A 6,125-nucleotide genomic window follows, 5' to 3' on the forward strand; every position below is an offset into this window, starting at 1 on the left:
CACCGCGTCCCCGGAACCCGTCGGCACCGGCCGCCGGGTCCGTGCGCGTCCGCGCGGTGCCTCAGCGCGAGGCGAGGATCCGGTCCGTCTCGGCGAGCATGCCGCGGATGCGGGCCGAGGCGATGCCCTCCAGGGAGTCCGCCACCCGCCGCGCCTCGACGGCCGCCTCGTCGAGCCGGCCGGCGTACGCCAGGTCCTTGGCCAGGTGGGCCCGGTAGAGCGCGAGGTTGCGGGCGAAGTGCGGGTTCTGCAGGACCGTGGCCCGGTGGGCGTGGCGGGCCGCCCGGCCCCATTCGCCCAGCGCCGACCAGCACTGCGCCTCCAGGGCCTCCCGCTCCGGCTCGCCGAAGAAGGACATCCACTCGGGGTCGCCGTCGGCCGGGCCCCGCTCGAAGAAGCCGTGGGCACGGCCGAGGGCCTGTTCGCAGGCGGAGCGGTCGCCGAGCCCCGCCCACGCGCCCGCCTCCCGCAGGGACAGCAGCGACAGCAGCCGCGCCGAGTCGAGCGGTCGGGCCGCCCGCAGGCCGGCCTGCGCCGCCCGGACCGCCTCGCGGTACCGGCCGGTGTCCCTGGCAAGGAACGAGGTGTTGCAGAACGCGTGCGCCTCCAGGGCCGCGTTCCCCGCCACGCGCGCGGTGGCGAGCGCCTCGGCGTAGTGCGAGCGCGCGTCCTCGTGGCGGCCGGAGTCGTGCGCCAGCCAGCCGACGGAGAGGGAGAGCTCGCCCGCGCCCGCGTGCAGCCGGTCCTCGGTGGAGCGGCGGTTCATGGTGCCGGTGTCGAGCAGCGCGTACGCGGTGCGCAACGGCTGGGCGGCGACCTTGTAGAGCCCGTCGGCGCCGTGCCGGTCGTCGAGCAGACGGATGCGCCGTACGGCGTCCTCGACGGCCCGCACCTCGGTCTCGCCGATCCGGTGGGTGCCGCGGGGGGCGGGGATCGCGACGGCGGGGCCGCCGAGTCCCAGCGAGGCGGCCGCCAGGGTGGCGGAGCCGCTCGTCATGAATGCGCGACGCAGCACGTCGCTCTCCTCATCGTTCCGGGTGGTGATGGTGGCGGGAGGCGCTGCCCCGGCCGGGACGGCCTGCCGCCGGCCGCGCACCGTCTCCCGCGCGGAGAACCCCAGGTCGGCCAGGCCGAGTCCGGGGAACATGTGCAGGAAGACCCGCTCGTACGCGTAGTTGGGGCAGCGGATCTCCCCCGCTTCCACGCGCCCGATGTAGCGGGCGTCGCACGCGACCTGTTCGCCGATCTCCCGCGCCGCCCGGCGGACCGCCGCCGCGAACTCCGCCGGCGAGTGCTGTCCGCGAAGCCGGCGGAAGGCGAGATTGGGAACTGCCCGTGACGTCGCCATGGCGAGCCCTCTCCTGGTGCTGCCGGGTGTCCGGCGGCAAGAACGTACCTGCTGTGACCGGATGCCTACGCTGAGTTTGGCTACAAATCGGATATCTCGCCTGCGATCTGCCATGAACTGCCATCCTTTGCGGCGGCATGGCGCCGTAGCCGTTGACGCGCACGGGCGTTGAACCGTAAAGGAGAGACGGCTCGTGTCTCCTCAGGAGCGAGGAGGGGTCCCATGTCGGAGATCGGTTCGCAGTCGGCCACGCGGCACGCTTCCGCCCCGGATGGCGACGCCCCCCAGTCCGCCGCCGAGCCCTGGGATCTGGTCACGGTGCCGGTCCGCCAGGGCCTGGAGGCGGTCGACATCCTGCGGCGCGGCGGCGCCCCCGCCGTCGGTCCCGTCGTGCACGACGGGACCTGCGACACCCTGGGCTTCCTGGTGCCGCCCGGCACGGCCGCCGCCTGGGACATGCCGGGCAGCGCCTGTACGCGGACCTCGGGGCGCGGTCTGCGCCTTCCCGAGCTGCCGGAGCTGCCCGAGCCGGCGGGCGACATCCCCCGGCCGGCCGGCTGGCTGCTGCCTCCGGGCGACACCGACCCGGTCACCGACCCGGTCGTCCTGCGCGAGGCGCTCGGCGAGGCCGCGCGGCTGATCGAGGCGGCCGACGGCTGCCGCTGAGCGACCGGCAGCGGCGGCCGGGACCATCTCGGGCGGGTCCGTCCCGAGTGCCCCGATAATGGGGCCGTGGCCAGGAACAAGCAGCGTGACCGGGCGGCGGCGGCCGTCTCCGTCGTCGAGACCGTCGACGGCGGACTCGCCGAACTCATACCCGACCGGGAACGTCCGCGCGGCTGGACGCTGCTCATCGACGGAGCCCCGCAGTCGCACGTCGACCTGGACGACCCGGCCCACCTCGCCTTCGAGTACCAGCGGCGCCTCGGCCACATCGCCGACCTCGCCGCCCCGCCGAACCGGCCGCTCCAGGTCGTGCACCTCGGAGGCGGCGCCTTCACCCTCGCCCGGTACGTCGCCGCCACCCGGCCCCGCTCCACCCAGCAGATCGTGGAGCTCGACGGGCGCCTGGTCCAGCTCGTCCGCCGGGAACTGCCGCTCGACGCGGGGGCCCGCATCCGCGTCCGGTCCACCGACGCCAGGGAAGGGCTCGCCAAGGTCCAGGACGGCTGGGCGGACCTCGTCATCGCCGACGTGTTCAGCGGCGCCCGCACCCCCGCCCACCTGACCAGCACCGAGTTCCTCGCCGAGGTGCGGCGGGTGCTGCGGCCCGGCGGCTTCTACGCGGCGAACCTGGCCGACGGCCCGCCGCTGACCCATCTGCGCGGCCAGATCGCCACGGCCGCCGCCGTCTTCCCCGAGCTGGCGCTGACCGCCGACCCGACGGTGCTGCGCGGCCGCCGCTTCGGCAACGCGGTGCTGCTCGCCTCGGACACGGCGCTCCCGGTGGCCGAGCTGACCCGCCGGGTCGCCACCGACCCGCACCCGGGCCGGGTGGAACACGGGCGGGCCCTCGCCGACTTCGCCGGGGGAGCGGCGCCGGTCACCGACGCGAGCGCCAAGCCCTCGCCCGTACCGCCCGCGTCCGCCTTCCGCTGAGGCCACCGGGCCCGTTACGCCTGCCGGTCCTCGATCTCGACGCGGGGCGCGCTGTCGTGCCAGAGGCAGAAGACCGACAGCTCGCGGCCGTCCTTGGTGAAGGTGACCCGGATCCACGTGGGCTGCTTCCACACCTGCATCTGCCAGCCGGAGGCGGGTGTCGCCGAGACCAGCTCGGCCGAGGTCTCCCCGAGGTCGAAGGTGACCCGGCCGCCGTCGACCGGATAGCTCTTCACGTCGGACCCGGAGCCGGAGCCCGGGCCGGAGCCGGAGTCCGGGGCGGGTGCGCCGGGAGCCGCCGTGGTGGGCTTCGGGGTGCGGGAGGGGGTCGCCGACGGGGTGGCGGCGGTCGTGCGGCCCGCGCTGGGGGTGGCCGTCGGGGCGGAGGGACCGGACGGATCCGGGCCGGCGGACGACGAGGCCTGCGGGTCGCTGCCGGAGGCGGCCGTTCCGACGCTGGAGCCGGCCGGCAGGGGCAGCGCGCGCGGGGGGTCGTAGACGGTGCCGGACAGCACGGTGTGCACTCCCCACCAGGACAGCGTGACCGCCGCGCCGGTGGCGAGCGACCAGGCCAGGGCGTGAACGAGTCCTCTTCGCACCGGGACATAGTGCACCACCCGCCGGGAGGCCGTACCGGAGGGTGGAGATTGCTCGCACGTTCCCCCGAATGGCGTACGGTGCGCCCCATGGCAAGTGTGCTCGTGGTCGAGGACGACCAGTTCGTGCGCTCCGCCCTCATTCGGCAGCTGACCGAGGCCTCCCACACGGTACGGAGCGTCGGCACGGCTCTGGAGGCGCTGCGCGAGGTCGCCCATTTCCGCTTCGACGTCGTGATCCTGGACCTCGGTCTGCCCGATCTGGACGGGTCGGAGGCGCTCAAGATGCTGCGCGGCATCACCGACGTGCCGGTGATCATCGCGACCGCCCGGGACGACGAGGCGGAGATCGTACGGCTCCTCCACGCCGGTGCGGACGACTACCTGGTGAAGCCCTTCTCGGTCGACCACCTGTCGGCCCGGATGGCGGCCGTCCTGCGCCGGGCGCGGTCCTCGGCCGGGGACCTGCCGCCGTCCCGGGTGATCAGGGTCGGCGGGCTCACCGTCGACCCGCTGCGCCGTCAGGCGGAGCTGGACGGCGCGCCCTTGGACCTGACGCGGCGCGAGTTCGACCTGCTGGCCTTCCTCGCCGGACGGCCCGGTGTGGTCGTCCCGCGCAAGGAGCTGCTCGCCGAGGTGTGGCAGCAGTCGTACGGGGACGACCAGACCATCGACGTGCATTTGTCATGGCTGCGGCGGAAATTGGGTGAAACGGCCGCCAGGCCGCGCTACCTGCACACCCTGCGCGGGGTGGGCGTGAAGCTGGAGCCGCCCCGGGAGCCGCAGCCGTGAGATGGGCGCTCGTCAAGGTGTCCCTGGCCGTCACCGTGATGGTCGTCGTCGCCTTCGCCGTACCCCTCGGACTCGTCGTGAAGGAGATGGCCCGCGACCGCGCGTTCTCCAACGCCGAGCGGCGGGCCGCCGGACTCGCCCCGGTCCTCGCGATCACCACCGACCGCGACGAGCTGGACAAGGCCGTCGCGACCACCGAGGACGGGTCCACCGGGCGGCTCGCGGTCCACGTGCCCGCCGCCGAACCCGGCGCGGAGCCCCTGGAGATCGGCACCCGGCGGGCCGGCGCCGACGAACTCGAAGCGACCCGCAGCCTCGGCCGGGCCTCGATCGCCGAGGTGCCGGGCGGCTTCGCGCTGCTCCAGCCCACCGCGCTCAGCAGCGGCCAGGTCGCCGTCGTCGAACTCTTCGTCCCCGAGGGCGAGGTCACCAACGGGGTCGCCACCGCCTGGCTGGTCCTGGCCGGCGTCGGCATCGCCCTGATCGTGGGCTCCGTCGCCGTCGCCGACCGCCTCGGCGTCCGGATGGTCCGGCCCGCCCAGCGGCTCGCCGGCGCCGCCCACGACCTGGGCGAGGGCAGGCTCGGCGCGCGGGTGCCCGAGGAGGGGCCGCCGGAGCTCAAGTCGGCCGCCGTCGCCTTCAACTCGATGGCCGACCAGGTCGTCCAACTCCTCGCCAACGAACGGGAACTGGCCGCCGACCTCTCGCACCGCCTCCGCACCCCGCTGACCGTGCTCCGGCTCAACGCGGCCTCGCTCGGATCGGGTCCGGCCGCCGACCAGACCCGCGCCGCCGTCGAGCAGCTGGAGCGGGAGGTCGACATCATCATCCGCACCGCCCGGGAGGCGAAGCCGCAGACCCAGGCGACCGGGCCCGGCGCCGGCTGCGACGCCGCCGAAGTGGTGCGCGAGCGGATGGACTTCTGGTCGGCGCTGGCCGAGGACGAGGGCCGCCGGGTGCGGGTCGCGGGCGTCGAACGCCCCGTCCGCATCCCGGTCGCCCGCCCCGAACTCGTCGCCGCGCTCGACGCCCTGCTCGGCAACGTCTTCCGCCACACGCCCGAGGGCACCGCGTTCTCCATCGACCTCCACAACGGCGACGACGCCGTCATCGTCCTGGTCTCCGACGCCGGACCCGGCATCGCCGACCCGGCCGCCGCCCTGGCCCGCGGCAACAGCGGCGCCCGGGCCGGGTCCACCGGCCTCGGCCTCGACATCGTGCGGCGGATGGCCGAGGCCACCGACGGCGACGTCCGCATCGGCCACTCGGTGCTCGGCGGCACCGAGGTCCGCGTCTGGATCGGGCTCGACGGCCGCCGCGGTGGCGCCGGGACCGGCCGCCGCGGTCACCGCCCGGCCCGGCGCAGGCGCGGCGGCACGGGCACCCGACGGGCCACGGACGGCTGACGCCCCCTCACCCCGCACCCGCCGCCGCGTGGGCCCGCGGCCGTGTGGGCCCGCACCCGTGTGGGCTGCCGCCCACCGCGCCCCGTCCCGCCTGGGCTGTCGCCCACCGCGCCCCGTCCCGCGTGAGCCCGCGCCTGCTGCCGTCTGGGTCCGCGCTCGCCGAACCCCGCCCCGTGTGGGGCCTGTGCCCGCTGCCGTGTGGGTCCGCACCCGCTGCCGTGCGCCCACGCCCGCTGCCGTGTGGACCTACGCCCGCCGCCGTGTGGCCTGCGCCCGCTTGGGCCGTCGCCCCACCGCCGTGTGGGCAATCGTCCCGCTGGGCGGGACGGGTGGGCACACGGGACGGCGCCCTTGGCGGCGCCTCCGCCCCTCGCGCCTGGACCC

General features: G+C 75.7%; 6 protein-coding genes. 4 read left to right on the top strand and 2 right to left on the bottom strand.

Translation table 11 applies throughout. The annotated features are described in order from the left end of the window. Positions 1 to 61 precede the first annotated feature (61 nt). Positions 62 to 1,348 (bottom strand): tetratricopeptide repeat protein, encoded by a 1,287-nt coding sequence (locus tag AC067A_RS31980; RefSeq protein WP_479246360.1) that lies wholly within the window; start codon positions 1,346 to 1,348, stop codon positions 62 to 64. A 222-nt stretch (positions 1,349 to 1,570) separates the two neighbouring features. Between AC067A_RS31980 and AC067A_RS31985 the strand changes: the two genes are divergently transcribed. After that, entirely contained in the window at positions 1,571 to 2,014 is a 444-nt protein-coding gene (locus AC067A_RS31985; RefSeq protein WP_479246362.1) for a hypothetical protein, read from the top strand. Between the two features lie 66 nt (positions 2,015 to 2,080). Beyond that, positions 2,081 to 2,947, top strand: a complete 867-nt coding sequence (locus tag AC067A_RS31990; protein WP_479246363.1) for a spermidine synthase — start codon at positions 2,081 to 2,083, stop codon at positions 2,945 to 2,947. Between the two features lie 14 nt (positions 2,948 to 2,961). On the opposite strand, the gene AC067A_RS31995 is transcribed toward AC067A_RS31990, so the two are convergent. Continuing rightward, positions 2,962 to 3,546, bottom strand: a complete 585-nt coding sequence (locus AC067A_RS31995; RefSeq protein ID WP_479246365.1) for a hypothetical protein — start codon at positions 3,544 to 3,546, stop codon at positions 2,962 to 2,964. 87 nt (positions 3,547 to 3,633) lie between these two features. On the opposite strand from AC067A_RS31995, the gene AC067A_RS32000 reads away from it, so the two are divergent. Further along, positions 3,634 to 4,335 (top strand): response regulator transcription factor, encoded by a 702-nt coding sequence (locus AC067A_RS32000; RefSeq protein WP_479246367.1) that lies wholly within the window; start codon positions 3,634 to 3,636, stop codon positions 4,333 to 4,335. Beyond that, positions 4,332 to 5,741 (top strand): sensor histidine kinase, encoded by a 1,410-nt coding sequence (locus AC067A_RS32005; RefSeq protein WP_479246369.1) that lies wholly within the window; start codon positions 4,332 to 4,334, stop codon positions 5,739 to 5,741. Before AC067A_RS32000 ends, AC067A_RS32005 begins: the two co-directional genes overlap by 4 nt. The last annotated feature ends 384 nt before the right edge of the window (positions 5,742 to 6,125 follow it).

It is taken from the genome of Streptomyces sp. NPDC043176, from assembly GCF_056436715.1.

What these genes read in the sequence shown, in the direction of transcription:
- AC067A_RS31985 (WP_479246362.1), top strand. Translation starts at nt 1,571, where the DNA reads ATGTCGGAGATCGGTTCGCAGTCGGCCACGCGGCACGCTTCCGCCCCG.
- AC067A_RS32000 (WP_479246367.1), top strand. Translation starts at nt 3,634, where the DNA reads ATGGCAAGTGTGCTCGTGGTCGAGGACGACCAGTTCGTGCGCTCCGCC.
- AC067A_RS31980 (WP_479246360.1), bottom strand. Translation starts at nt 1,348, where the DNA reads ATGGCGACGTCACGGGCAGTTCCCAATCTCGCCTTCCGCCGGCTTCGC.